Source organism: Bacteroidota bacterium (assembly GCA_018266835.1).
GTDB lineage: Bacteria > Bacteroidota > Ignavibacteria > Tepidaquicellales > Tepidaquicellaceae > JAFDZO01.
The window spans coordinates 1,159,731-1,185,174 of record JAFDZP010000002.1 but is presented as its reverse complement, the minus strand read 5'-3'; the positions used below and the strand labels follow the sequence as shown (position 1 = coordinate 1,185,174).

The window sequence follows — 25,444 nt, the reverse complement described above, 5'->3', positions numbered from 1 at the left end:
CTTGCGTAAAATTTTAATTCTTAACTTCTTTTAGATACTTATTGAATTTTATTTTGAATATTACCTATACACCACAAGCCCCCTCCTTTTCAAGGAGGGGGTTGGGGGTGGTTAACAATAAACTTTAATTAAAATCTTTATTCTACAAACTCTTTAAACTTTTCATGATACTTGCCGGGAGTGAACTCAATCACTTCATAATCTGCAACACCTTTTATATTATACGGGTCATTTTTTATTATCTCATCAATTTCCACTCTGCTTTTTGCATTTGAAAGTAACACTCCCCCTGTAAGCGGATTCTTCCTTCCTGAGCAAATCAGTTTATTTTGTGCATATAAAGTATCTAAATAAGCGCGATGGTCAGCCAAAACAGCGTTAACTTCTTCTACCGGTTTTGTGTAGTTTATTAGAATGATGAACATTTTTTGTAATTAATAATTAGTAATGAATAAAGAATAATTAATAGTATAAAAGAATTAAAATTATTCATTATTAACTATTAATTATTAATTGAGCAGAACGTTACCGCGCTTTCCGCTGTGCATCTTCGTACACACTTCTGTGCGACGGATCAAACTTTATCAGCTTATCGTAAACTGTTCTGTCACCATAATCTGTAAACAAGTCTGCAATCTCCTTATTTTTTGCATCGTAAAAGATATCAATATTGTAAGACTTGATCTCATTTTTTCTTACCTGGTCAATTCTTTCAAGCGAGCTAAGAACATTTTTATAAGCATCACGTTTGTTTACACTCATTGAATCAATTCCCATCCACATATATTCAAAAATTCCTTTTCTGTAATTATCGAAACGCACACTAAGCAATTCCTGTACAATCTGCAATCTTGTCGGCTTAGAACCCCCGCCTGATTCAGTCCATCCTTTTTTATCTGTCATCGGTTTGTTACATATATCCAGCGCCTTCTGAAATAAAGAAGTGCCTCCTTTTACGAAGTATGAATCTTCATCGTAACCGAGTATCATGTAAGCATAATAATCCAGTAAACTAACAAGCGGCTCAAAGCGTGAATCGTTTCTTTCAAACCTTAATGAGTTGTTATAAAAAAAACTGACACGTTCATCTAAAAACCTGAACATTGGAGAGTACTTCGGAGTGTTTGTTCTGAGCGAGGCATCATCTATCTTTCTTCTGCTGGAAACAAAGAGCTGGACATCGTAATTATCCGAACTTCCTGTACGGAAAAAGAAATTAAAATCTGCTTCTACAGTATAATCCGGTTCAAGCACTTTGGTGCTTGGCTGAAATTTATTTTTGTTTAAATAATCCTGCACCTGCTGAACAAAATTTTTCAATCTGTCTCTTACATCGGGCGAGAGGGTGCTGGCATCCATTGTGACGTTTACTTTTAAATCCTGCGATTGGGCGCTTTTGCCAATGAGCATAAAACATACAATCAAAAACATCAAATATTTGAGTCTTTTAGCCATTTTCTCCTAACTATTTATTATAGTATTTTTTGGTTAAATTTATAGTATAGTAAACAATAATCAATTCACTTATTAGTTAATTAAAATCGCTGAAATATATTACTATATTTAAAGCAAAATTATCTGAAAAAGTTTCATAATTGCTTTAAATGAGTTAATAAATCCCGGCGGATTCCAAACCTCATAATTTTGTCGATATCCTTCTGTTTTATAAACCTAAATGAACTTAATCCATAAATGAATTATCTTGTAATAGGCGAACCCTGCGTTGACGTTATACATAAACTAAATAATGAAATCCTGCACAGCTACGGAGGAATACTGTATTCCTTAATAACTATGGCAGTGCTTGCAAAAAAGGATGACAAAATTATTCCTGTGATGAATCTGGGCGAAGATGAATACGAAAACATCACGAACATTTTAAAAAAATATCCTAACATCGATTTATCGGGAATACAAAAATGTTCGCATCCTACACGCAAGGTAATCCTTTATTACAATCTTTATAATTCAGATAAAAAGGCACGTCTAGAGCAATCCACCGAACCGACTTATGAAATTACTTACGACTGGATTAAAAATTTCCTACCGAAAGCAGATGCAATTCTGATAAATATGATTTCAGGAGTAGATATTTCACTGGACACATTGAAAAAAGTGAGAGCTGAGTTCAAAGGATTTATTCACATTGATATTCATAACATCGTAATGGAAATGGATGCCGAAGGACACAGGTCACACCGCTCTATTCCTGACTGGAAAGACTGGTGCTCGCACTCAGATACCGTGCAAATGAATGAGTTTGAAGCGGCAACACTTACCGAAGATAAAAAGAATGAATACTCTATAGCTGAAGAAATTTTATTAAAGACTGATAGCACCGTAAAAGGATTTGTGATTACAAGAGGAAAGATGGGTGTTTCCGGTTTCGTAAAAAAAGAAAAACAATACGGCGAAGAAAAATTTCTTGATGTTGATAAGCACGATTTAAGCTCAATAGAAAATCCTCACTTCAAAGATTCCACCGGCTGCGGAGATGTATTTGCAGCATCGTTTACTATAGACTATTCTCACTCAAAAGATTTTGAAAAGGCAGTTCACTTTGCTAACAGAAAAGCATCGTTCAAATCTTCACTTGACGGCATAGACGAACTGATAAAGTTAAAATAAGAAATTAAAAGCGCGATTAATATGAGCAAGATGAAAGTATTTATTACGGGAGCAAACGGACTTTTAGGGCAGGCAGTCACATCAATTTTTACAAGAGAAACAGGATGGGAATTAATATGCTCATCAATCGAAGAGAAATCCTTCCTCGACTACGGCAATAAATACGAGAAGCTTGACATCACAAATAAAGAAGAAGTTAAGCGCGTTATAAACCTTCACAGACCTGACATAATAATTAACTGCGCAGCATTTACAAACGTTGATGCATGCGAAACAGAACGAGAACTCTGCTGGCGGCTGAATGTTGACGGAGTAAAAAACCTTATCATCGCTGCAAAGAAAGAAGACTGCAGAATTATTCATATCTCCACCGACTACGTCTTCGATGGAAAAAACGGTCCCTACACAGAAGACGATACACCGAACCCTATTTCATTTTACGGACGCTCAAAGCTTGCGGCGGAAAACGCGCTTACTACAAGCGATGTAAAACATGCTATAGTGAGAACTATGGTGCTTTTCGGAATAGGCATTAACATAAAGCCTAACTTCGCGCTATGGATGATAGATAAACTAAAGGCAGGCGATAAAATAAATATTGTAGATGACCAGGTCGGTAATGCAACAATGGTAGATGACCTTGCATGGGGAATTTTGAAGCTTGCAGAAAAAAATCTTACAGGAATTTTCAACATTGCCGGAAGCGATATACTTTCACGATATGATTTCGCATTGAAGATTTGCGACGTCTTCGGATTCAACAAAGCATTAGTCAGCAAAATAAAAACCGCCGATTTAAACCAGCCCGCTCCGCGCCCGCTGAACTCAGGACTTGTAGTACTGAAAGCCTCTTCTCAATTAGGAATTAATTTAATTGACTCGCTTGAAGCGATAAGACTTTTAAAAACACAACTCGGAACTTAAGAATTATGAATTCAGAATTATGAATGAAGAATTAGAAGTCTGCATTTACCATAATTAGTACATTACCACATCTGCCATTGTTAGCCTCCGACCACCACCTATAATTCTCACTTCTTGTCAAGTAAAACAAAAATAATTTTCCCTATTAGTAGTAATAAGTAATTTTCTTTTTTTTAGATAATTTTTATTAATATATTCTTTATAGAATAAAAATTTATGAAGCTTCAGATTTGTATAATAGAAACATTGTTTAATACCTGGGGAGAAAGTCTCGTACACATATTAGGAAGTATATATTACACATATTTAATTGCAGCAGTATTTATTGCTTTGGTGTTTTTCGTTTTTAAGTACGCATTCAAATTTCATTGGACGACGGTACTTATCGCTGTAATTTTATGTACACTGCTTTCACTTTTTATTGTAAATTCTTATAAGAACGGTGAAAGAATGATCGAATTGAAAGCTTTTGGTTTAAGAGTTGTAAGCTGCATCGAAAATTATAAGAATGAGAAAAATGCTTTACCGGATAGTTTAAGTTTCTTAAGTTCATGCCTGAATTCTTCCGATACAGAATTGGCAAAACACATTGCAAGGTACAATATTTTTAAAAAGCCACATTTTGAAGATAAGTATTCTTTAACGTTACATGAGGACTTTCTGGGATTTTATTATTTAAGATATAGCGAAAAAGAGAAGAAATTTATTTATACGGATGAATAATTCAACTTTACATAATAATCCGTCAAAAACCCTCAAAATTTAAAAAATATTTTCATAAGTTTCCCCCTCCTTTACAAGGAGGCCTGTCCCGCCAAAAGCGGGAGGGGACAGAGGGGCTGAAAGTCCGCCGCGGCGGAGCGGTATCAACTGACGAATTTTAAAAATCATCAGTATTGTAAAAACAACAATGACATTCACAAAACCCGTCAAAAATTCATCAAGATTGAAAAAATATTCTAGAGAATATTGATTTTGACCTGACAGGATTAATCCGCCTTGGCGGACTGTCAGGTCTAACTAGCAAAATGTTACAATAATGCTACAATATCTGTGTCATCATACTAAATCATATAAATCTGTGTTCTTTTTTGTAACTCGAATTTCCACACAAAATAAGGTATTTTAAGGAATTCATAATAATTTATACAAAGCAATGCTCGATATAAAATTAATACGCGAAAATGCCGATCTGGTAAAAGCCAAACTTGTCTTACGAAATGAAGACACGAAAAACATAGATGAAATTCTTGAGCTGGATAAGTCACGTCTGGAAATTCTTCATAAAGTCGAAGTGATGAAGGAAACACGCAACAAAGTCTCCGCTGAAATTGCAAAGATGAAGAAAGAGAAAATTGATGCAGAAGAAAAAATTGCCGAGATGAAAAAAGTCGGTGACGAAATAAAAGGCTATGATGACGAGCTGCGTTCAATAGAATCAAAAATAGAATCAATATTATACTACATTCCTGCATTGCCGGCAGACGGAGTGCCGGAAGGAAAAGATGCATCTGAAAATGTTGAAGTGAAAGTCTGGGGCGAAAAAAAGAATTTTGATTTTGAAGTGAAAGACCATGTGCAGCTTGCTAAAAAACTTGACATACTTGATTTTGAACGCGGCACAAAAATTTCCGGCAGTGGCTTTCCTCTTTATAAAGGTAAGGGCGCAACGCTTGAAAGAGCGCTGATAAATTTTATGCTCGATACACATACTCAGCAGAACGGCTACAGCGAAGTTATGGTGCCCGTATTAGTTAACAAAGCATCTATGGAAGCAGCGGAAAAAATTCCGAAGTTTGAAGAAGATATGTATCATGTAACGGCTGACGATTTGTATGCAATTCCTACCGCTGAAGTTCCTATATTAAATATACACCGCGATGAAATTTTAAAACAGGATGAGCTTCCAATAAAATACTGCGGATTTACAAACTGCTTCAGAAGGGAAGCGGGCAGCTACGGAAAAGATACAAAAGGATTTTTGCGAGTGCATCAGTTCAATAAAGTCGAACTCTTCAATTTCTGCACACCTGAAACTTCATATCAGGAGCTTGAAACAATGCTGGGACATGCATGCGGATTGCTTGAGAAACTAGGAGTTTATTACAGAGTGATTGAGCTCTGCACGGGAGATATGGGATACTCGGCAAGCAAGTGCTACGATATTGAAGTCTGGTCATACGCTGAAGATAAATGGCTTGAAGCATCTTCGGTCAGCAACTGCACTGACTTCCAGTCACGCCGCGCGCAGATAAGATATAAAAAAGTTCTTGAAAACGGAAAAACAAAAACTGAGCTTGTTCACATGCTGAACGGTTCCGGACTTGCGACCTCACGCCTTATGGTCGCATTGCTTGAAGCAAATCAAAATGCAGACGGTTCCATAAATGTACCTGAATGCCTTCAGAAGTACACCAATTTCGATATTATAAAATAGTTTAAATAAATTTTCATCATCTGCCCCCCTCCTTGCTAAGGAGGGGATGGGGGAGGTCTAAAAAAAGACTTGCGTAACCGAACGGTTTCGCTTATATTTGTAATTGAATGGTTACATTCATTAAAATATAAAAATTACCCAAAATGGATAATTTAAGAAGAGATGTTTTTCAGGCAATAGCCGACCCCAACCGCAGGGCAATTATATCACTGCTTGCGGGAAAGAAGCTCACTATAAATGAAGTCGCTTTGAACTTTGAAGTCAGCAGACCTGCAGTATCGAAGCATATAAAAATCCTTACTGAATGCGGGCTTGTTGTTTCAACTCAGGTAGGGACTGAGAAATTCTGCGAAGTAAAACTTGAAAAGCTTACTGAAGTTTCCGACTGGGTTGAGCAGTATAGAAAGTACTGGACTTCACAGCTTGATTCACTCGATGAGTATCTGAAAAAAATTCAATCAAAAAATAAACCTGTAAATAAATCTGAAAAAACCGGAGGGAAAAATGTCAGAACAAAAAGAAAATCAGGAAAATGAATTAGTAATCACCCGCGAGCTTGATGCACCGCGTGACCTTGTCTGGAAAGCATGGACAGATGCTGAAGCTCTTGCTCAGTGGTGGGGACCGAAGGGTTTTGATATCACTGTACATAAACTGGAATTCAAACCCGGAGGTCAGTTTCATTATAATATGAAAGCACATAACGGATTTGAAATGTGGGGACTTTTTACTTATAAAGAAATCAATGCGCCTGAAAAACTTGTCTTCATAAATTCATTCTCCAATGAAAAAGGGGAGATAACACGCGCGCCTTTCTTCGACGGCAAATGGCCTCTTGAAATTCTTAATGTGATGACTTTATCAGAAAATAATGGTAAGACAACTCTTACATTAAAAGGTGGACCGGTAAATGCGAACGCTGAAGAGCTGGCAGCATTTGAAAGCAACAGAAAATCAATGCAGCAAGGCTTTGCAGGAACATTTGAAAAGCTTGAACAATATCTTGAAAAAAATAAATAATGATTATGGATTCCAATGCAGATAAAGAAGTAAACATAGTCAGGATTTTTGATGCACCGCGCGAGTTAGTTTTCAAAGCATGGACTAATCCGGAGCATTTAAAAAACTGGTACGCTCCTCAAACGTGTAAGACAACAATATATAAATTTGAATTTAAGCCGGGCGGAATCTTTCACCATGAAGTGAGAAGCACTCATGGCGGTTGTATATTCATGGGAGAATTTCTGGAAATTATTGAGAAAGAAAAAATTGTATATGTCCTTCGCTTCTGCGATGAGAACGGTAAAATAATTTCTGCTTCTGATGCACAGATGAAAGGACCCGATGAAACAACTGTTACGATAACATTTGAAGATTCTGAGAAAAAGACAAAGCTGACATTGCACCAGACAATCTCAGAAGAATTTGCGAAGAATGAAGGTTCTTATAACGGCTGGCTTGAAATACTTGACAACTTAGAAGAATCTATAAAGCAAAATTAATTTCCCATACTAAATAAATAATAATTATGGATGCAGCAAACAACAAAGATAAAGAAGTAAATATAGTAAGAATATTTGATGCGCCCCGTGAGCTTGTTTATAAAGCATGGACAAGTGCGGGACATCTTAGAAACTGGTATTTTCCGGGGACATGCTCAATTACAATTTATAAGTTAGAGTTCAAGCCCGGCGGAGTTTTTCAGCATAGCATCAACTCACCAGACGGTACACCATGTAAATGCAAAGGTGAATATATAGATATAATTGAAAATGAAAAAATCAGTTATAAGCTGGGATTCTGTGATGATGACGGAAATTTTATCAGCTCATCGCAGACCGATAAGCACTCATGGCCTGATGAAACAATTGTAACGGTTACGTTCGAAGATTTCGAAGGTAAGACAAAGCTTACATTACATCAGACAGTTTCAGAAGAGCTTGCAAAACAAACAGGCGCTTACCCAAGCTGGCTTGATATGCTTGATAAGTTAGAAAAGGAAACATTAAAATTGGAAGAAGCAAAATAGAATTACATTCGGGAAGGAGTTATTCCTTCCCGGTATCAAATCCAAAAATTTTCTTTTCTTTTTTTAATGAATCAATCTTGAATTCCTCAAGATCTTTTGTAGTAAGTGTTGCAATCATTTCAGGAGTACGTTTCTCTCTAGGAACATCTGCAAGTCGGAGGTTCTGATTTCTAACGGCTTCTTCAACTATCTTGCGGACTTCTCTGCCGTTGCCGAAGTAGCCGTCTTTGTTCTTGAACATTTCAATGCAGTATTGGTATAAGTAATTCTTTGCATCTTCATCCGGGGTAACGTGTCTATCGGCAAGTAGCTTTAATGCAATCCAATAGAGTTCTTTTTCATTGTAGTCTTCAAATGTAAATGTTTTATCGAAGCGTGACTTAAGTCCCGGATTTGATTCAAGGAAGATATTCATTTTGCCCGTGTATCCGGCAACTATAACAACGAACTTCCCTCTGAAATCTTCCATGCGCTTAAGAATAATTTCAATTGCTTCTGAGCCGAAGTCGTTGCCGCCAGATGTTAGCGAGTAAGCTTCATCAACAAATAAGACACCGCCCATTGCAGCATCAACCATTGCACCGGTCTTGATAGCAGTCTGTCCGACGTATCCGCCGACGAGTGACTCTCTGTCGCACTCTACAAGATGTCCTTTCTCAAGCAGGCCAAGCGCTTTATAAATATCGGAAAGAATTCTTGCAACAGTTGTTTTACCTGTACCCGGATTACCCATGAAAACTGAGTGAAGTGAGAGGCTTTCATTAACATCTTTGCCAATCTCTTTAAAGTATCTTACAAGCTTTACTATTTCGTTTATTTCGCTCTTAACATTTTCTATTCCTATCATGCTTTGCAGCTTGTACATAGCCGTCTTTAAAAGTTCTTCATCAATAGGTATATCCGCTTTGATTCCTTTTTTATCTTTGAATATTTTCTGGAAGTCTTCAATTCGTATAGTACTTAAATCTTCTTCCGAGCAATTCTCAAGCTTGCCTGATTGAATTAATCGTAATCCCATATTCATCTTTGCTTCTTCAATGATTGAATTCACATATCGTGCATTACCAAATGAACTGTCGCGGTTTCTGTATCCTTCTACCAGTGCTTCGTAGAGATAATTCATAGCAGCGGGTTCAATGTGAACGTTCTTTTTTGCCGTTGCGTACTCTGCAATTTTAATAAGTTCCTGAGGAACATAATCAGGAAAGTTATAATACATATTGAAGCGTGATTTCAATCCCGGGTTTGAATCTATAAACACTTTCATTTCCTTCGGATAGCCTGCAACAATCATAGCAATGTCTCCGGGACCGTCGGACATTTCCTTAATCAGAATTTCGATTACCTCTTTACCGTAATCTTTGCTGTCTTCACCGCTTCTGGCAAGTGAGTACGCTTCATCTATAAATAAAATACCGCCGCGCGCTTTTTCAATAGCGGCTTTAACTTTGGGAGCTGTGTGTCCTATATACTCACCTACTAAATCTGCTCTATCAACTTCGTACACATGTCCCTTTGAAAGCAGACCAAGTGATTTATAAATCTTACCCAGTAAATTTGCAACTGTTGTTTTTCCTGTGCCGGGATTTCCGGTGAACACAGAGTGCAAACCTATCTTAACATCTTTATCTAATCCTTTCTCCTGACGTATCTTTAAGAACTTTATGTAATCAGAATATTGTCTTATCGAATCTTTTATTTCTGTAAGTCCTATCAATCCGTTCAGCTCTGCTAAAATTTCCTCTGCAGTTTCTTCTTTGGTTTTTCCTTTTATCTTTGAAACTATGTTGGTGTGTGCAGGAGTAGTCAGCAATAAATTTTGCACATCGGCTTCTTCTTCAACGTCTTTTACATAGAACGGAATGCGCGCAATCATACAGTCCATAAAAGAAATTTCGAGGTAGTATTTTCCCGGATACCAGGAAGTTTTGGATTCATTACCCCAGCCGCCGGTAAATGTAAAGTACTCGTCGTGCTTCTTCATGAACCTGTACTGATTATCAACTCCCTTCGTTTCACCCGCTTCGTTTTTAAAGCTGAAGAAGAGTTCGCATGTCCAGTCATCTTTTACCAATGATTCTGCATTCATTTCAAACCACACATATCGTGTATTTTTAAAATCAAATGCCTTCATATATCTTCGTTCAGCGGCAGGGACTTCATCAACCGGTCCTTCAAACAATTTTACCGAAGTTAGATTGAAATAGTTGTTGGATTCTTCTGTTACTACTCCCTGATTCTCAATATAAAAATATTCTGTTCTGATCAATGTTCCGTCAATCCATGCTTCCCATCTGTAACTTCCTTTTTTCCAATAGCCGCCGGGAGTTTTTACACCCCAGCTTGTACGAATATATGCAATGTTCTCTTCTTTTTTTACCTGTACGTCATTTGTTTCGTTACAAAGTATGGCCCTTTTGGAATCGTATGCCTTGAAGTTCACTTTCGTGCTCCAGTCCGATTCATCGAATAGTTTATTGAAGAGAGCTAGCTCAACATAGATGTATGTTATCTCTATTTCTTCAAGAACGCGGCGGTATTTTTTCTGGCTTCCGAAAAGCCACTCATCCTCGCCGTAAATCTTTAAGCTTTTAAATTTAAATTGATCTGACATAGAAAGGAAAATAACGAAAAAATTTGTGTTTTTTAGCGTAAAAAATATTTTTGGAATTACTTTTATAATCTATAAAACGGATATTTGTACAGTGAATATTCTGATCATAAATTATTACTGGCCGCCTAGCGGAGGTTCTGTAGTTCAGCGATGGCTTTCGTTCTGCCGTTTTCTTCCTGAGTACGGAATTACTCCAATGGTTTTAACCGTGGATGATACTAAGGCAACATATCCTTCTATAGATAAATCTCTGCTTGAAGATATTCCTAAGGATTTAAAAATTTTTAAGACAGATACGGCTGAATTATTCTGGCTGTATAAAGGAACCGTCGGAAAAGGAAACGTTCCTGCCGCAGCTTTTGCAAATGAAAGCAATCCGACTTTTATGCAGAAGCTTGCGAGATTTGTAAGAGGTAATTTATTTATACCTGACCCTCGTGCAGGCTGGAATAAATATGCTATTGAAAAAACCAAAGAGCTGATAGAGAAGTTTGATATTAAAGTTATAGTTACCGCCGGGCCGCCGCACTCAACACACTTAATAGGATTAAAACTTAAGAAGTACTTTCCATCAATAAAATGGATTGCTGATTTCCACGACGTGTGGACCGATGTTATTTACTACGATAAATTTTACCATACAAAGTGGGCTAAGAAAAAAGATGCGGGATATGAGAGGGAAGTTCTTGAAACTGCTGATAAAGTTCTGACAGTGGGCAGGGGATATAAGGAAAAGCTACTTTCAAAATCTGATAAGATAAATCCCGATAAGATTGAAATAATTACAATGGGTTATGATGAGAGGTGTTTTGATATTTCTTCCAATCCGCCCAAAGGTGAATTTGTAATCACTTACACTGGAACAATTGCGGATTATTATGACCCTGATGTTTTTCTTGAAGCGTTAAAAGAAGTAAAAGAAAAAAATCCTGATGTAAGATATAAATTGAGATTCGTAGGAATACTTTCAGAAGGAATAAAGCAAAAAATTAACGAACTTGGATTATCGGATATATTAAATGATGTTGGTTATGTTTCCCATGATGACTCGATAAAATATCTTATGGATTCAACTGTACTTCTGTTAATAAACCCTGTTGTCTCCAATGAAGATATGGTTATTCCGGGAAAGATTTATGAATACCTTGCTGCTAAAAAGCCGGTCATAAACATTACAAAAAAATCATCTGACCTTGCAAGAATTATAAAGGAGGCAAATGCAGGCGAGACGTTTGAAAGAAATATGAAAGCGGAATTGACAACTTATTTGCAAGACTTAACTAACAAATGGAAACAGAATCCAAACCTTGATATACCTTCAACTGATAACTATTATCAAAACTTTTCCCGCCACACTGAAAGCAAGCAATTATCTGAGATAATCCTTCATTTACAGCCCTAATATAGACCTAAAAACTTCCATTTATACTTTTCATTATTAAGAGTATTTTAATTCTTTACATTTTAAAACAACTGAAATTCAGATGGCTAAAACCAAGACGCAGTTAACTGCTTCAACGAAATCCAGACAGGCTTCCGAGCTGAAAGATTCCGATTTAAACTTCGGCAAATTTGATAATTATATCTATATTGGCGTTATTATTCTCGCCCTTTTTATTTTCTTCCGTGAAGGGATTTTCGGCGGGAAAGTATTTGCATCGGGTGACCATATTGCATTTGACAGCTTCAAAACATTTTTTGATGATGCTAAGAAGGACGGTATATTTGCGCTATGGACTCCCTACATCTTCATGGGAATGCCTAACTTTGCAGGACTTATTGGCTTCTCGCCAAGAGTCTATGATTTATTCGGTCACGGATTCGGAACGATACTGAATTTATTCGGCAGCCCTGAATCAAGTCCCATCTTTTCTATTGTCATTTACTATATAATTTTTGCAGTAGGATTTTATCTCTATGCAAATTATAAATTCAAAAATAAGCTCGTTGCATTATTTACTTCTCTGATGGCAGTCTTTGCGACTGATTTGATTCAAAGAATGGTTACAGGTCACAACACAAAAGTTTTCGCTATAATGCTTTTCCCGCTGATCTTATTGGTGATTGAAAGACTTATTGATTACAACTATAAAAATATCTTCAGTAAGATTGTTGATGTTGCTCTGCTGACTATTATGTTCCACATTCAGCTTACATCGAACCATATGCAGATGATATTCTATTCATATTTGTTTATAGGTATTTATGTGCTTTATATTTTTATTGCCAGATTAGTTAAAAAAGAAAATTACCGAACTGCTTTAATGGCAGGAGTATTTGTTCTTATAGGAGCAGGACTTTCTGTTGCAATGAACGCAGATGTTATAATGTCAGTTAAAGAGTACAATAAATATTCTATGCGTGGTGTTCCTGCTATACAGCAGCCAACAGATAAAAAAGTTGATAATGCTCAGCCGTTAGATTATGACTATGCAACAAGATGGTCATTCAGTCCTGGTGAAGTGCTTACATTCTATGCTCCATATTATTTCGGATTCGGAGATGTTGAGTATCAGGGACAGAAAGTTAATCTATACTGGGGGCAGATGCCATTCACAACAGCACCGGTTTACTTTGGCGTAATAGTTCTTGCGCTTGCGCTTATTGGGATATACTATAATTTCCGGCGGGATATTTACGTTCAGGCGTTAACCCTTATAGTATTTGCATTTTTACTTCTCTCTTTCGGAAGGAACGGAGGGTTTTTATTTGATATCTTCTTCTATTACTTCCCGTTCTTCAGTAGTTTCCGGGCTCCTGTGATGATTCATAATTTTATGGATGCAGGTCTTGCAATACTTGCGGGGTACGGTTTACTTTCTATGGTAGGTTCAATAAGAAATCAGATTGAAGCGGATAAGTTCAAGAAAGTTTCTTTTGTTGTAATGGGAATTGCAGGATTAATTTTCATCGTTTCAATTGTCGGATTCAAGGACAGTTATAGGAACTCCGTGCTGAACGGACCAAAGGCTCAGGAATATAAAAAGATGGGCGCCACTCCGCAGCAAATAAACCAGCAGCTTGGACAGCGCGCAGACGTTGCTTATGATAATATTACAAGCGATTTACAGCTTCACTCATTTTTAATTCTGCTTGTAATGGGACTAGGATTATTGTACTCAAAAAGAATGGTAAACTATAAATTATTCATGTTTGGAGTTATTCTTATAGGAATGTTTGACCTCTGGAACGTGAATAATAAAACAATTCACTGGGATAATAAGTCGGACTCTGAAAATGCATTCAATGAAACTGACTACACAAGCTATATGCTGAAACAAAGCCCGGATACTTATCAATACAGAGTTGTTGAATTACGTCAGGGTGAACCTACTACAACAAATACTTTTGCATATTACAGATTACAGGCTTTCAACGGTTATCAGGGCGCTAAGATGAGAATTTACCAGGATGCGCTGGATGTTGTAGGGGGTGGAAATCCTATGCTGCTTGGACTGGCAAACGTAAAATACATTATTACAGATCCTAAAGACCCTGCATCAGATTCTTCGTTTGCTCCTGTGATGAAAGGCAGCAAAACAGTTTCAGAAAATAAGATGTTTTTGCCGAGAGCTTTCTTTGTAAACGAATACAAAGTTGCTCCCGGAATAAATATTCTGAACAATATTAAGCAGATGAACTTCAATCCGCGCCAGACTGCTTTCTTTGAAACTGATATTAATAAGAAAATTGATAAGGCTGATTCAACAGCTTCTATTAAATTAATAAAGGCAACAACTGAATCTTATGAATACGAGGTAAATGCAACAGGAAATAATTTAATGTTCATGAGTGATATTTATTATCCCGCAGGATGGAAGGCATATATTGACGGAACTGAAACTGAAATCTATAAAACTGATTACCTGTTCAGATCAATTGTAGTTCCGACAGGAAAACATAAAGTAGAAATAAAATTCCAGCCTGAAACTTATTACAAAGGAAAAACGATTACACTTGTATCAAATATTTTAGTGGGATTAATTTTAGTTGTTGGGTTAGTCGGTGTATTTAAAAACAAAAAAGAAACACCGGAAGAAAACAAGGAAGTTAAAATTTAATGTTTAATGAATAAGGATTCAAAAATTACAGTCTTCGGCGGAACGGGAATGCTTGGCTCCGCAATTGTAAGACAGCTTAACAAAAAAGGTTTTACCAATGTAAATGCACCTTCACGCAAAGAAGGATTTGATTTACTCTCTAAAGAAAAAGTTGATAATTACTTTGAAGTATATAAACCCGATTACGCTTTTATGGTTGCCGGGTTAGTCGGCGGTATTCAGGCAAACAATAAACGTCAGGCAGATTTTCTTTATCAGAATTCAATAATGATACTGAATGTGCTTGAAGCCATTAAAAATTATTCACCACATACAAAAATATTATATACGGGTTCAACCTGTATTTATCCTAAGGAAAATCCTCAGCCAATCAATGAAAACAGATTCATGATGGGTCCGCTTGAAGATACTAATAAAGGCTATGCAGTTGCAAAAGGTATGGGAATAATAGGATGCCAGTTATACCGAAAGCAATACGGCATTAATGCTATTGCAGCAATGCCTACTAATTTATACGGCGTTCATGATAATTATGATTTAGAGAACAGCCATTTCATTGCTGCAATGATAGTAAAATTTGTGAATGCAAAAAAGAACGGAACTCCGCTTCAGTTCTGGGGCACAGGAACTCCAAGACGTGAGGCGCTTTATGTGGATGACTGCGCCGATGCCTGCATTTACCTCATGCAAAATTATAACGAACCTGAGATTGTTAATATCGGAACTGGATATGACCATTCAATAAAGGAGTATATTGAAATAGCAGAGAGAGTTTTTAAAAATAATGACGAGATTACATGGGATACATCAAAGCCCGATGGCACGTTTGAAAAAAGAACAGACATTACATTTCTAAAATCATTAATGCCGGATTACAATCCCAGAAGCTTTGAAGAGGGATTGAAAATTGTGGTCAAAGAAGATTTCGGAATGGAAGTATAATAAAACTTATTTTTGTACAACCATTTTTTTTGTTTCGGTAAAGCCTTCTGTTTCTAACCTGTAGAAAAATATTCCTGAAGATAATTGAGAAGCATTGAAATCGATTGAATAGCTGCCTGCTTGCTTAATTTCATTTAACAGTGTTGCAATTTGTTTTCCAAGTACGTCATAGATCTTAATTTTTACAAATGAAGTTTTGGGAATATCAAATTTGATAATTGTAATTGGATTAAACGGATTCGGATAGTTTTGATGAAGATAAAATTCAGATGGAATAATATTTGTAAAGTTATTAATACTGGTTAATGCAGTACCACCATTTATGGTTTTTATTATTGTAGAATTGGTTCCCGCAGCAAAAACAATTGAATCACTTACTTTACAAACAGAATAAAGTCTGTTGTTAGTATTACTTAAGAGTTCAAACCATGAGGTTCCAAAATTTGTTGTTTTAAAAATCCTTCCTGTCCAGCATGTAGCATAGCCAGTGCCGCTTTCTGAAATATCAATGTCTGATATAATACTTTGATTGTCATTTATTATTAAGACAGGCTGCCAGGAATTACCTCCATCGATTGTTCTAAATATTGACTTTCCCTGATAAGAAGTAGAAATAAATCCCGTATTTTCGTTAATGAAAATTATTTTTTCCTGACCAACAATACCATTAATTGGAGGAAGATAGTACCAGGAATTACCTCCATTTTCAGTTTTAAGAATATCAAATCTGGCATTACAGGCATAACCCACACTGAGAGAAGGAAAAGAAATTGATTTTATGTTCCCAGCTGCATCTGAAAATTTCATCTCCCAGTTTAACCCGGCATTTGTTGTTTTATAAATTTCAGAATTACTTCCGGCAACAAAACCAGTATTAGCATCTGTAAAACACACAATAGAAGACGAACCATTTCGTGAGATGTTCCAATTAATTCCACCATTTGTAGTTTTATAAAGGGCGACACCATTTCCTGCATAGCCTGTATTTTCATTTGTAAAATAAATAGAAAAAATAGCGGTTGAAGGTGCTTTAAGTTTAAGCCAATTATTCCCTCCATTTGTAGTTTTTACGAATGTGCTATCAGAATTTCCTTCCGTTGCAGATATGTAGCCTGTATTTTCATTTATAAAGAAAATATCCCAAAGAGAAATAGACGAATAGGAATAAGATTTATTAGTCCAGTTAACACCGTTATCGGATGACCGGAATATACTCCCACCTTGTCCAACTGTAATGTATATATTAGATTTATTATCTATGGAGTTGCATACATTAAGATAAGAGCATGTCCAGTTCTGTCCTGCGTTAGAAGTGTATGAAATACCATTAGAAGATGAAACAAATCCTGTATTTGCATCTAAGAAAAGTAATGAAAGACAACTGCTGTAGCAGCTTCCGTTAAGTGCATTCCAGTTTATTCCTCCATTTGTTGTTTTGTAAGTAACACCATAATATGAAGGAAATGAGAAATAACTGCTGACACTATATCCCGTTAATTCGTTCAAGAACTGAAAGTCATTAAATCCTCCCGGGGCAAAAACACTCCAGTTATCTCCTGAATTTATTGTCTTTAATAAATACCCGCCTCCCGAAATAAATCCGGTACTTGCGTTCATAAAATATATGCTCTGTAATGCTGAGGTAGTACCAGAATTAAGTTGTACCCATGTTTGTCCAAGGTTGGTAGTTCTAAATATTACACCATTATTCCCAATCGTAAATCCAATTGTTGAATTGATAAATATAATCTTATTAAGTTTTTGCAGGGTATTTACACCGATATATGACCAACTGATACCTGCGTTTGATGACTTTAAAATAATACCCTGGTCCCCACAAATAAAAATAATATTTTGATCTAAGGCATAAACACTAGTAAATGTTTTTTGTGAAAAAGAAGGTTCTAAAGACCAAGTTACACCTTTGTCAGTTGATCTTATAATAACCCCTTGATCTCCAACAGCTATTAAAGTAGAGTTGTCAATAAACTTTACTGAATTTAAGTTATTTCCTTGGGGAAGTGGGTGTTGCCAATACCAGCCACTTTGAGAAAAAGCAGGTTGTGATGAGAATAAGATAATAAACAAAAAAAATAATTTTTTCATAATTATCTTTGTTTTTATTTATTATATTTAAAATAACGGATTTTTTTATCAAATTAAACTTAAATTTATTCTTGAAAAAAAAAGCGGGTTCTACACTTACCGGCGAAAGTAAAGTATAAAACCCGCAGCACAAGAGAATCGTTTGACCTCCGCTTTTAGGAGGGAGGCTTTATATTTACGGCGAAATAAATATAAAGCCTATAGCGCAAGAGTAGTTCTATTTTAAAATTACCATTCTTCTCGTCTGAGAAAAACTTTCTGTTTCCAATTTGTAAAAATAAATACCTGACGGCAGTTTGCCTGCATCAAAATTTATTGTATAACTTCCAGCCTGCTTAAACTCATTAACCGGAACAGCTGCTACTTTTCCTAATATATTGTAAATTTTTAATGACACGAATCTATCTGCGGAGATATCATATTTAATGCTGGTTACAGGATTAAAGGGATTCGGGAAATTCTGATATAAATAAAACTTATCCGGAACAAGGGAACCTTGATGACTTCCAATAGGAACGCGGGTCAACGCAAAATTTATTGAATCCATCTGTGACCCCTGAATTGTAATTTGTTCAGATAGAGTTGTATAGCCAAGTTTAGTTGCAATTATTTCATATGTGCCGGGAGGTATATTAGAAAAACTGTATCTGCCGCTTGAGTTAGATTCCGAATATCCAACGAATTTGTTATCAAGCTTTAAATATAAATCTGCCTCAGGAAGAACCGATGAGTGATTTTCTTTTACTGAATTGACAACACCTCTTACAGAGCTAAATCCCTCTAACGAAGTCTTTCTATATACATCTATATTGATTTCATAATTATTGTTTGAAGAATTTATTGTAGAAGCATCTAACCAGTAAATTGATTGAGGATAATAAGTTTGAATATAATCTGATTCCTTTTCAGAATTAGGATATGCAACTATATAATAATCATTAAAAGGAGCGTTAAAATTTAAAGAGTAATTTCCGTTTGCATCAATAGGTGAGCTGGCTATAACAATTGATTGCCCTGTTGATTCGTTAAATTGCAGGGCTCTTACAGTTCCAGTTGTTACAGGCTGATTATTATCGTCGTATTTTACTATTCCGGAAGTTATTGTGGCGTTACCCGGTTCTGTAAGATATCCTACATCGGTTCTTATATAAAATTGCTGCGCAAGAGATTTAGTAAATGGATTGTTTAATACATAACTTCCCGGAACGCTATCCTTGGTTGCTGTAATATTTGCTTTGTAAGGAAATGAACCGGCTAAATTAAAAACGGATATTGACGGAAATGTCCAGTCCATGCGTTCATCGGGTGTAATTCTTTTAGGTCTTGTCCAGATGATTCCTTTATTATATGTATAAGTCAGATATAGCGAGTTGAAACCGGCTGTATCTAAGCCTGTTACTTTTAATTTTGGAGTTGATGACATAAAGACAACAGCCATATAATTGCTGTCACTGAATGTGCCAATTGAAGGTCTACAAATCGATGTAATGTCATAATTCCCATATGATTTGTAAAACGGAATATAAGAAGGATAAAAATTTGCTGAATCATTTCTTGCAATGTATTTACATCTGTTCGGGTCGCTGCCCGTAAGTGCGGGAGACCAGTACATTATACCTCCCGGCAAATCCGGAAAATAATTTCCTGATAAATGTTGTTTACAGACTTCAAATACCAGATTAGGTCTATTGTTATTATAAACTAAACTTATGCCTCTGAATGCTCCATAAAAAGTATTGTCCGCATTTATAACAGCATTGAATATTTTTAAGGGTGCAGTAAATGTTTCACCGTTATCGAAGGACTCCATAAAGAAAACATCACCTGAGTTTCCTGTTAACTGTGCTACATCTACAACATAGGCTATACCTATTCTTCCATCAGTGCCGATAGCAATTGAATAAGCATCAGAACTCATCCCCGGAATACTCATACAAGGTGCATAGGATTCAGATGTTAATGATAATCCCGAAGTAAAACCTGCCTGATTAATTATGTGGAATTTTCTCTGCTCATTTATGTTATTAGAAGCGGCAATTTGCGGAAGCATATCGAAACATAATGCCGAACCTAAATCTGAAAAAGAACCAAGTCCGGGAAAGGCATCGGCAAACGTATAAGTTTTTTTCAAAACTCCGCCGTGCATAGTTATTATAGCGCATCCATTACTTAAAACCGAAACTGAAGGAAAACCCGTTTTGTAAATCTGCGGGAAAGAGGAAATAAAGCTCCATGTATTTCCTTTATCGGAACTGAAATAATAATTCACTGTTCTCTGAGCATAGGTAGAAGAATCCGAATAAGGCGATGAAGTATATACAGCATGAATATTATTGGGATTATTTTTATCCTGTGCAATATGTTTAGCAGTTCCGGTTGATTGTAAATCATATATAGTAGTGCCGCCCGTAGGAATAAAAGTAGTCTGCGAATAGCACAGTCCCGAAATTAATATTATAAGTATAATTAGCTTTTTCATAAAACGGGATTATTCCATTTACAGTTTTAATTTAAAATTCTTTAATTCCTCTGCTTTATCCCATAGAGATTCAAACACTATTATCATGTTTTCAGCAAACTCTTTATTTTTAATAATAACATCTGCTTCATTATGTTTAGGGAGAGTCTTATCCGTTATATTAAGAAAAACAATTTCACCGTCGAAGATAGTCATATTAGGAACAGGGTTATTGCTGAGTTTCAATAACTCACCTGACTTTTCATAATACTCACATGCTTTTATTAAATCGCTTAGTGTTCCCTTAGTCCACTTATTGTCTTTTTTAATTCTGAAATTTTCGCTGATCTGATAGAGCGATTTTATAACTCCTCCTTTTTTCATGAACTTCTTAGCATTTGCATCAACTTCATTTAGTACAGCGTGCTCAAGTTTTACCATAAACAAAATTTCTTTTTTGGCATTTTTGAGAAGCTCAAGAAATTTTGACTCACGGTGCTGATTGTAACCCCGAACAAGTTCAATGTTAACTCGTTTAACGGATTCCGCCTCTTTAGTTCTATGGAGCGGTTTGAGTTCTTCAAAAGTTTCTTTTAGTGTATCGAGTTCTTTCTGTCTTTGAGAATTTATTTTACGCTGAAGCTTATCCAGGATTATGTCAGGATCGATAAGTTCGTATTTATGGATGGAGTTTGTTTCAATCTCGTTGCAATAACCCAGCCCGACAAAGGTTTTTAAAACATTATAAACATCAGTTCGTCGGATTTTAGCATCGTCGGCAATCTCTGAAGCAGCCATTAAACTTCCCCTAAGAAGTGCAATGAAAACCTTTGCTTCATAATCAGTAAAACCCAAATATTTAAGTTTTTCGGTCAGGGGAAATATTGTATTAGATTGAATCTAATACAATATTGAAAATATATTTGAATGCCAAAAGGTATAAAATTAGTATAGGTTTACTAAACGTTTTTAAATTAAATGGTACGTTTTAAGAAATGTAAAAACAGGCCGTCATCCAGGTTAAATTAATTTACCCCCGGTTAACAAAAGGTGTAAATATCAAATTGGGAACTGCAGTGTGAAAGAAGTGCCTTTATTAATTTTTGATTGAACAGAAATACTGCCGCTGTGCTCTTTAACAACTTTGTTTGTTATGGCCAGTCCGAGTCCTGTACCTTTTCCGTAATCTTTGGTAGAGTAGAATGGTTTAAAAATATTGGATAAGTCTTTTTCGGCAATTCCCGAACCATTATCAGAGATTGTAAATTTTATCTCTGTACGGTTTTTTTCAAGAAGAGCTTTTACTTCCCCTTTATCTTTAACAGATTGAATGGCATTTACAAATAAATTAGTGAAGGCATCTTTGAGCTGGAATCTATCTCCCATTATTGTAAATCCGGAACCTATTATTTCTTTTTTAATTGTAATATCTTTTCCTTCGTAGGAATATTTTATCTTCTCTAAAACTTCCTTAAGAAGTTCTTCCAGATCAAGATTTTCCTTTTTTAATTTAAGGGGCCTTGAGAAATCCATAATGCTCCTTATAAGCTCTGAAATAGAATTTGTTTCCTCCATTATCATTTTCAGTTCGTCATAATCTTTATCTCCTTTTTTCTTATTCATCAGAAGATATTCAGTATTGCCTGAAATTAAATTTAAAGGATTTGCAAGCGAGTGCGCTATAGATGAAACTACTTGCCCTACTAAAGCAAGATTTTCCTTTTCCCGTAATTCTTTTTCAAGTTCTTTTTGTTTTGTGATATCTCTTACAATTCCAACACTTCCGATTATTTCATGCTTCGTGTTAAATATTGCAAAGCGGGAAATGCTTACTGTTATTATATCGCCTTTTTTGGTTATACGCTCAGTCTCGTAGTTCTTTAAAAAATTCTTTTCGCTTATTATTTTTATAAGAAATTCTCTTTCACCTTCATTAATTAAATACTCGGGTATAAGAAACGAAAAATCTTTTCCGGTGATTTCTTCCAGCTTGTATCCGAAAATATCCTCAGCCCCTCTGTTCCATAAAAATATTTTGTAGTTGTTATCGTATCCTATAATGGCATCAACGGAATTTAAAATTATGTCCGAAAAGAATTTTTCATGGGCGGATTTTCCCTCTCTCATTAATTCAATCAGCTTGCTCATGCTGCCTGAAACAATGTTCATTATTTTCGTTTCATCTTTTTCGCTGACAGAGTTCTCTTTGAGAATACTTTTAATCTCATCCAAATAAACTCCGAACTCCTTCGTTACCATTTTTTCCATAGTACTGTTATCCTTTTTTGTAGTCTTCGATATTAATTAATGTATCGCAAAGTTTTAAATCTGATTCTTCGTTTGTAGCAATTATAAGCATTCCGCGCTGTCTTTGCTCTTCTGCAAATTTGTAAACAACTTCTATACCTTCCTTATCCAGGTTAGCGCATGGCTCATCAAGTAAAAGCAGCTGCGGTTCGTTGAGCAGAGCAAATGCGAGTTTTAATCTCTGCTTCATCCCTGAAGAATAATTTTTGTAAAGATCTTTTTTTCTTTTAAAAAGACCAACGCTCTCTAAAAGAAAATTTATTTTTTCTTCTTTCTCATCTGATGGCTTATCGGGGCATTTAATGTTCATAAAGAATTCAAGATTTTCATATCCCGAAAGTTCATCATACAAACTTAAATAGGGAGACATCAATCCTATATGTTTGAAATGCTGCTCTCTTGGTATTTTTTCATTCTCAATTGTCATGACTACATCACCTTTTGAAGGTGTAATTATTCCGACAATCGCTTTTACGAGAGTAGATTTTCCTGAACCGTTGTTACCTATAATCCCTATAGAATTACATTCATTCAAAGATAAAGCCAGATTACCAAATATCAGTCTGTGCGAATAATATTTCGTAAGGTTTGTACAAACTAAAGACGATTTTTTCATTAAGTATTAAATTAAAGCAGAAAAGTAAATATTTAAAGGTAAGAATTTTTAATAAAAAAAAACCTCTGCAGGACGCAGAGGTTTTTCATCCATAGGGCAAGTTGTAAAATGGTACTATCTTACTAATACCATTATCTTTTTTGCGTGACCGTCAAACTTACCAATGACGGTTTTATAAACTTACTAATAATTTATTTCTCCATTTATATGTTTGCTCTTATCAACCATTGCACCTGTAGGCCCGATAACTGTTCCGTGACATATGTAACAAGTTTTTACAGTCATGAACGGGAAGTGCGGTGCAGTTACAACTCCGTTAATTTTCGGAGTAGGATTTCCTGTATCAGGGTCTCCATGGCATGTTCCGCATCTTACACTTGTCTTATCAGTCCAGATTCCTGAAGCGCTTGTGTTACCGCCTTTGAATGTTCCGTGACAATATACATTTGAGCATGTTGCTGTTCCTCTGTTCCAGGTTGGGTCAGGAACTATTCCGCCGCCTAATGTATCGTGCGCAAGTTCACCAAAAGTTATCTCTGCAATGCCGTCAGGATTATTTCCTATATGATTAGGATCTGAGAAACCGCCGAATGCGTGACAGTCAGTGCAATGCAATGAAGCTGAGAAGTTAGGTGTGTTCACGTGAGTAACGTGAGCTCCCACTCCTATGAAACTTGTTGCTGTATCACCTAACAATCCTTTAGGTGGATTTGAATGGTCGCTGTTGCCATGGCATAATCTGCAGTTTTCAGGTCCGCCGCTTGCAGTATGGCATCCGGTACAATCCGAACCTGCTGTGCCGCCTTTATAATCTGCTCCGTGACATGTTTTACATTGGCTCAGATTCCATAATTTGTTATCTGTAATATATTTACCGTGAAATTTTGCAGAAGATGGATTTGCCCATCCGTTAGGGTGAGTATCAATCTCCGGTGCAGAGGATACAGTCGTATCCAGCTTAGCGCATCCCTGATAAACGAGTGCTGAAATTAGTAAAGTAAAAAACAAACCGTAGAATAGAAAAATCTTTTTCATTATTGTAAATATTTATTTGAAGTTATCTTGATTTTTGTCCGTGACAATATCCGCAAAATCCGACACCTGCTATTCCGTTTGGCTTAGCGTTAGCATCAGTGTGACATGTATAGCAAACTGCTCCTTGTGTATCGTGCCATATACCTTTCTCGTCTCTCATAAATCCTGATTCATGTGTCTTTGGATGTGTTCCTTTTACTCCTGTATTATCAAAGTGACATTTTACGCATGCAGGGTCGCTGCCTTCAACATTGTGGCATGAAGCACATGCTTCTATATCTCTTCTTGCAAGGTCTGAATGTAATCCGCCGCCTGTATTTACTCCGAACGTTGTAAAGTTTGCCATTGAGTGGCTGGTTGGAGCAATACCTGTAACTGTTTCACCTCCGTTTTGATGGCAGGATACGCAGAACTGCTGCTCGGTATGGCATGTTTTACATTCAAAGCTCTTTTGGTTTGCATCGAGTCCATGTGTAAATTTATAATTTAAAGTGTGAGCTGTTGTAAGTTTTTGTAAAGCTGCTCTGTCAGTTCTTACTCCGTTTTCTTTAGTATAATAAGGTGCAAAGAAATCTTTCTTTGTGTTATTGCCTTTAAATCCTGCCGGTGAGTGGCATGTCTGGCAGAAGTTATCACTGTGGCACATTGCACAATTATTTTTATCTAAAGATGCATCTGAGCTAACCTTATGTTCATTTAAGAAATTCGGGCTCTTGTGATTTTTCGGATGAAGATTTGTCAGATTTGAGTGACAGCTTTCGCAATTATTGCTTGCTGCTTTATTATCGTGGCAAGTGTTGCATGTTTCCATACTTGGAAATCCCGCAGCGCTTTCTTTTGAGAATTTCACCTTATCAAGTCCCTGATGGCAATCTGTACATTTTTTCTTTTGTGTATCTATATGCTGCTTATGAGAAAAAATTAACTCCGTGTTTTTGTGTTCAAGTTTTTTATAGACTCCGTCATAATGGCAAAGATTACATGTCTTCGTATCTTTTACATCGTGACACGTTGCGCACATTTCTTTCTTAGGGTTCAGATTATCTTTGCTGGAAACCGATTTACCTGCTCCTGTATGGCAGTCTTCGCATTTTACTTCAGCATCTACAACGTGAAGCTTATGGTTGAACTTGATAATCGCGCTGTTATCTGTCTTTTCCGTTGAGTAAACTTTACCCTGCTTTTTTATCATAGCCATATCTTTTGAAAGATATGCTGTAGAAGCTAAGAAGATAATTAAACCTGAAAGTACAAGTAAATAAAGTTTTGCAATTTTCATACTTTTTA

At 36.1% G+C, this 25,444-nt stretch carries 21 protein-coding genes; 11 read left to right on the top strand and 10 right to left on the bottom strand.

All coding sequences use genetic code 11. The features are described from left to right. Nucleotides 1-137: 137 nt before the first annotated feature. Nucleotides 138-425, bottom strand: coding sequence for a GTP cyclohydrolase (locus JST55_06960; GenBank protein ID MBS1493231.1), 288 nt, complete (start codon nucleotides 423-425; stop codon nucleotides 138-140). A 100-nt stretch (nucleotides 426-525) separates the two neighbouring features. Beyond that, complete coding sequence (locus JST55_06955; GenBank protein MBS1493230.1) at nucleotides 526-1,455, bottom strand: DUF4835 family protein; 930 nt, start codon at nucleotides 1,453-1,455, stop codon at nucleotides 526-528. A gap of 237 nt (nucleotides 1,456-1,692) precedes the next feature. Between JST55_06955 and JST55_06950 the strand changes: the two genes are divergently transcribed. The 8 genes from JST55_06950 (at nucleotide 1,693) to JST55_06915 (ending at nucleotide 8,018) form a co-directional block, all read left to right on the top strand. Further along, entirely contained in the window at nucleotides 1,693-2,628 is a 936-nt protein-coding gene (locus JST55_06950; protein MBS1493229.1) for a carbohydrate kinase family protein, read from the top strand. A gap of 30 nt (nucleotides 2,629-2,658) precedes the next feature. After that, nucleotides 2,659-3,552, top strand: coding sequence for a dTDP-4-dehydrorhamnose reductase (gene rfbD, locus JST55_06945; GenBank protein ID MBS1493228.1), 894 nt, complete (start codon nucleotides 2,659-2,661; stop codon nucleotides 3,550-3,552). Nucleotides 3,553-3,768: 216 nt separating this feature from the next. Next, nucleotides 3,769-4,275 (top strand): hypothetical protein, encoded by a 507-nt coding sequence (locus tag JST55_06940; GenBank protein ID MBS1493227.1) that lies wholly within the window; start codon nucleotides 3,769-3,771, stop codon nucleotides 4,273-4,275. A gap of 433 nt (nucleotides 4,276-4,708) precedes the next feature. Further along, the gene (gene serS / locus JST55_06935; protein ID MBS1493226.1) at nucleotides 4,709-5,989 is read left to right on the top strand and encodes a serine--tRNA ligase; all 1,281 of its coding nucleotides are present in this window, start codon (nucleotides 4,709-4,711) and stop codon (nucleotides 5,987-5,989) included. A gap of 143 nt (nucleotides 5,990-6,132) precedes the next feature. After that, nucleotides 6,133-6,525: a winged helix-turn-helix transcriptional regulator gene (locus JST55_06930; GenBank protein MBS1493225.1), complete on the top strand. Its 393-nt coding sequence runs from the start codon at nucleotides 6,133-6,135 to the stop codon at nucleotides 6,523-6,525. After that, nucleotides 6,494-7,009: an SRPBCC domain-containing protein gene (locus JST55_06925; protein ID MBS1493224.1), complete on the top strand. Its 516-nt coding sequence runs from the start codon at nucleotides 6,494-6,496 to the stop codon at nucleotides 7,007-7,009. Before JST55_06930 ends, JST55_06925 begins: the two co-directional genes overlap by 32 nt. Nucleotides 7,010-7,014: 5 nt before the next feature. Then, nucleotides 7,015-7,491 (top strand): SRPBCC domain-containing protein, encoded by a 477-nt coding sequence (locus tag JST55_06920; GenBank protein ID MBS1493223.1) that lies wholly within the window; start codon nucleotides 7,015-7,017, stop codon nucleotides 7,489-7,491. Between the two features lie 26 nt (nucleotides 7,492-7,517). Beyond that, entirely contained in the window at nucleotides 7,518-8,018 is a 501-nt protein-coding gene (locus JST55_06915; protein MBS1493222.1) for an SRPBCC domain-containing protein, read from the top strand. A 19-nt stretch (nucleotides 8,019-8,037) separates the two neighbouring features. Here the strand turns inward: JST55_06915 and JST55_06910 are convergent, their stop codons facing one another. Then, entirely contained in the window at nucleotides 8,038-10,632 is a 2,595-nt protein-coding gene (locus tag JST55_06910; protein ID MBS1493221.1) for an AAA family ATPase, read from the bottom strand. Nucleotides 10,633-10,723: 91 nt separating this feature from the next. Between JST55_06910 and JST55_06905 the strand changes: the two genes are divergently transcribed. The 3 genes from JST55_06905 to JST55_06895 all read left to right on the top strand — a co-directional run bounded on the left by JST55_06905 (nucleotide 10,724) and on the right by JST55_06895 (nucleotide 15,635). After that, complete coding sequence (locus JST55_06905) at nucleotides 10,724-12,034, top strand: glycosyltransferase (protein MBS1493220.1); 1,311 nt, start codon at nucleotides 10,724-10,726, stop codon at nucleotides 12,032-12,034. An 82-nt stretch (nucleotides 12,035-12,116) separates the two neighbouring features. Continuing rightward, nucleotides 12,117-14,693: a YfhO family protein gene (locus JST55_06900; GenBank protein MBS1493219.1), complete on the top strand. Its 2,577-nt coding sequence runs from the start codon at nucleotides 12,117-12,119 to the stop codon at nucleotides 14,691-14,693. Nucleotides 14,694-14,699: 6 nt separating this feature from the next. Continuing rightward, nucleotides 14,700-15,635, top strand: coding sequence for a GDP-L-fucose synthase (locus JST55_06895; GenBank protein ID MBS1493218.1), 936 nt, complete (start codon nucleotides 14,700-14,702; stop codon nucleotides 15,633-15,635). Between the two features lie 6 nt (nucleotides 15,636-15,641). On the opposite strand, the gene JST55_06890 is transcribed toward JST55_06895, so the two are convergent. From JST55_06890 to JST55_06860, 7 genes are all read right to left on the bottom strand, one after another. Beyond that, nucleotides 15,642-17,741: a T9SS type A sorting domain-containing protein gene (locus tag JST55_06890; protein MBS1493217.1), complete on the bottom strand. Its 2,100-nt coding sequence runs from the start codon at nucleotides 17,739-17,741 to the stop codon at nucleotides 15,642-15,644. Between the two features lie 217 nt (nucleotides 17,742-17,958). Continuing rightward, nucleotides 17,959-20,220 (bottom strand): carboxypeptidase regulatory-like domain-containing protein, encoded by a 2,262-nt coding sequence (locus JST55_06885; protein MBS1493216.1) that lies wholly within the window; start codon nucleotides 20,218-20,220, stop codon nucleotides 17,959-17,961. 18 nt (nucleotides 20,221-20,238) lie between these two features. Next, nucleotides 20,239-21,054 (bottom strand): hypothetical protein, encoded by an 816-nt coding sequence (locus JST55_06880; GenBank protein MBS1493215.1) that lies wholly within the window; start codon nucleotides 21,052-21,054, stop codon nucleotides 20,239-20,241. Between the two features lie 204 nt (nucleotides 21,055-21,258). Then, nucleotides 21,259-22,467 carry a PAS domain S-box protein gene (locus tag JST55_06875; GenBank protein ID MBS1493214.1) on the bottom strand — a complete coding sequence of 403 codons (1,209 nt, stop codon included), beginning with the start codon at nucleotides 22,465-22,467 and terminating at the stop codon, nucleotides 21,259-21,261. Between the two features lie 7 nt (nucleotides 22,468-22,474). Then, nucleotides 22,475-23,122 (bottom strand): ABC transporter ATP-binding protein, encoded by a 648-nt coding sequence (locus tag JST55_06870; GenBank protein MBS1493213.1) that lies wholly within the window; start codon nucleotides 23,120-23,122, stop codon nucleotides 22,475-22,477. 183 nt (nucleotides 23,123-23,305) lie between these two features. After that, on the bottom strand, nucleotides 23,306-24,157 hold the full coding sequence (locus JST55_06865; GenBank protein MBS1493212.1) for a CxxxxCH/CxxCH domain-containing protein: 852 nt from the start codon (nucleotides 24,155-24,157) through the stop codon (nucleotides 23,306-23,308). Between the two features lie 22 nt (nucleotides 24,158-24,179). Next, nucleotides 24,180-25,436: a cytochrome C gene (locus tag JST55_06860; GenBank protein MBS1493211.1), complete on the bottom strand. Its 1,257-nt coding sequence runs from the start codon at nucleotides 25,434-25,436 to the stop codon at nucleotides 24,180-24,182. Nucleotides 25,437-25,444 lie beyond the last annotated feature (8 nt).

Coding starts and splice junctions, on each gene's coding strand:
- JST55_06860 (MBS1493211.1), bottom strand. CDS start 25,436: ATGAAAATTGCAAAACTTTATTTACTTGTACTTTCAGGTTTAATTATC.
- JST55_06875 (MBS1493214.1), bottom strand. CDS start 22,467: ATGGAAAAAATGGTAACGAAGGAGTTCGGAGTTTATTTGGATGAGATT.
- JST55_06955 (MBS1493230.1), bottom strand. CDS start 1,455: ATGGCTAAAAGACTCAAATATTTGATGTTTTTGATTGTATGTTTTATG.
- JST55_06885 (MBS1493216.1), bottom strand. CDS start 20,220: ATGAAAAAGCTAATTATACTTATAATATTAATTTCGGGACTGTGCTAT.
- JST55_06930 (MBS1493225.1), top strand. CDS start 6,133: ATGGATAATTTAAGAAGAGATGTTTTTCAGGCAATAGCCGACCCCAAC.
- JST55_06950 (MBS1493229.1), top strand. CDS start 1,693: ATGAATTATCTTGTAATAGGCGAACCCTGCGTTGACGTTATACATAAA.
- rfbD (MBS1493228.1), top strand. CDS start 2,659: ATGAAAGTATTTATTACGGGAGCAAACGGACTTTTAGGGCAGGCAGTC.
- JST55_06910 (MBS1493221.1), bottom strand. CDS start 10,632: ATGTCAGATCAATTTAAATTTAAAAGCTTAAAGATTTACGGCGAGGAT.
- JST55_06895 (MBS1493218.1), top strand. CDS start 14,700: ATGAATAAGGATTCAAAAATTACAGTCTTCGGCGGAACGGGAATGCTT.
- JST55_06960 (MBS1493231.1), bottom strand. CDS start 425: ATGTTCATCATTCTAATAAACTACACAAAACCGGTAGAAGAAGTTAAC.
- JST55_06870 (MBS1493213.1), bottom strand. CDS start 23,122: ATGAAAAAATCGTCTTTAGTTTGTACAAACCTTACGAAATATTATTCG.
- JST55_06900 (MBS1493219.1), top strand. CDS start 12,117: ATGGCTAAAACCAAGACGCAGTTAACTGCTTCAACGAAATCCAGACAG.
- JST55_06915 (MBS1493222.1), top strand. CDS start 7,518: ATGGATGCAGCAAACAACAAAGATAAAGAAGTAAATATAGTAAGAATA.
- JST55_06925 (MBS1493224.1), top strand. CDS start 6,494: ATGTCAGAACAAAAAGAAAATCAGGAAAATGAATTAGTAATCACCCGC.
- JST55_06920 (MBS1493223.1), top strand. CDS start 7,015: ATGGATTCCAATGCAGATAAAGAAGTAAACATAGTCAGGATTTTTGAT.
- serS (MBS1493226.1), top strand. CDS start 4,709: ATGCTCGATATAAAATTAATACGCGAAAATGCCGATCTGGTAAAAGCC.
- JST55_06865 (MBS1493212.1), bottom strand. CDS start 24,157: ATGAAAAAGATTTTTCTATTCTACGGTTTGTTTTTTACTTTACTAATT.
- JST55_06890 (MBS1493217.1), bottom strand. CDS start 17,741: ATGAAAAAATTATTTTTTTTGTTTATTATCTTATTCTCATCACAACCT.
- JST55_06940 (MBS1493227.1), top strand. CDS start 3,769: ATGAAGCTTCAGATTTGTATAATAGAAACATTGTTTAATACCTGGGGA.